Raw genomic sequence first — 1,488 nt, forward strand, 5'->3', positions numbered from 1 at the left:
GTCAGCTGGAAGCTGAAGGTAAAATCGCGGCAACCTTCTCGCGCGATCTGCTGGGTATCACCAAGGCTTCCTTGGCGACCGAGTCCTTCATCTCCGCTGCATCGTTCCAGGAAACGACGCGCGTTCTGACCGAAGCTGCCGTAGCCGGCAAGCGTGATGAACTGCGTGGCCTGAAAGAGAACGTTATCGTGGGCCGTCTGATCCCAGCCGGTACCGGTTACGCTTATCATCAGGATCGTATGCGTCGCCGTGCTCAGGGTGAAGCGCCGGTTGTTCCGCAAGTCAGCGCGGAAGAAGCGACGGCTAACCTGGCCGAGCTGCTCAACGCAGGCCTGGGCGGCAGCGACGACGAGTAATCGTCATCCGCGCCGCGGGCCCGGTACGCCGGGCCCATCGCCAGATAAACCGCCCCTTCGGGGGCGGTTTTTTTTCGCCTCGTGCCGGGTTAAGACAAACTTTGCTACTATGGTTCCAGCAGAAATTGACCGGCGCTTTTTATCTGACAATTAAGGACAGTGTGAAACATGGACAGCCTCATTACCTTCGAAAAATTGACGGCGCAACACCTGCCATACCTGTATGAGATCCGCTTTTCCGTTGAAGAAAACCTGCTGCATCCGCATCAGGTCCAGTATCTGCAGCGCAAACAGGCGCTGGAGGACATCAACCAGGGCGGCGGTTGGATCTGCAAGTATGGCGACGACTATGCCGGCGTTGGCTTCGGGTTATTCATCCCTGAACCGCTGATCGGCGGCCTGTTCGTGAAGCCGGAATACCAGTCTAAGGGGATCGGCTCTGCCTTACTGGCACGGGTCACTCACTGGATGTTTGAGCACGGCGCCGAAGCGATCCACTTAACCACCGATCTCGGCTCCAAGGCCGAAGGCTTTTATCAACGTCACGGCTGGGTCGTGGTCGGGCAGGATGAATTTGGCCAGGCCGAACTGGTGAAACGCAAAGAGGGTGAATGATGAAAATCAAAGGATTGATGACGTTACTGCTGCTTTCGCTGTTTAGCGCGCCGCTGTATGCGGCCGTTGACTATTTTTATCTGAAACCGCTCGACGGCGAGAAGATCAAAATCACCCGGCAGATGCTGGAGGCGATGCCGCCGCACACGATTAAAACCTCGACCAATTTCACCCCGGAAGATACGTTTACCGGCGTTGAGTTTGCTGAGCTGGTGAAAGCCTATCATCTGAAAGGCCAGTCGGTGCGCGCTTTCGCCTGGGACGATTACTCCTACTCGATGCCGATTGACGAGATGATTAAATACCGCGTGATTGTCGCCTATCTGCGCGGCGGTAAGCCGATCGACGTGGGGGAGCTGGGGCCATTCGCCATTATTTATCCGCGCGATGGCTACGCTGAGCTGAATCACCTGGTTGTGAATGCGAAATCCGTCTGGCAAGTTAAACGGTTGGAGATGAAATAAGATGAGCAAACATCTGATCGGTAGTCTTATCGCGTTGGTTGCCTTGTTCTCTT

At 55.6% G+C, this 1,488-nt stretch carries 2 protein-coding genes and 1 pseudogene; all 3 read left to right on the forward strand.

Features of this window, described 5'->3' with window-relative positions:
- Positions 1-224 (forward strand): annotated as a pseudogene (locus ABT171_RS42110) (hypothetical protein); the annotation flags it as partial.
- A 300-nt stretch (positions 225-524) separates the two neighbouring features.
- Positions 525-971: a GNAT family N-acetyltransferase gene (locus ABT171_RS41560; RefSeq protein WP_025304940.1), complete on the forward strand. Its 447-nt coding sequence runs from the start codon at positions 525-527 to the stop codon at positions 969-971.
- Entirely contained in the window at positions 968-1,435 is a 468-nt protein-coding gene (locus ABT171_RS41565; RefSeq protein WP_351252140.1) for a putative pterin-binding protein, read from the forward strand. The genes ABT171_RS41560 and ABT171_RS41565 overlap by 4 nt, the downstream gene beginning before the upstream one ends.
- Positions 1,436-1,488 lie beyond the last annotated feature (53 nt).

The sequence above is a fragment of the Streptomyces sp. NPDC001851 genome, assembly GCF_040297165.1.
Taxonomy (GTDB): domain Bacteria; phylum Actinomycetota; class Actinomycetes; order Streptomycetales; family Streptomycetaceae; genus Streptomyces.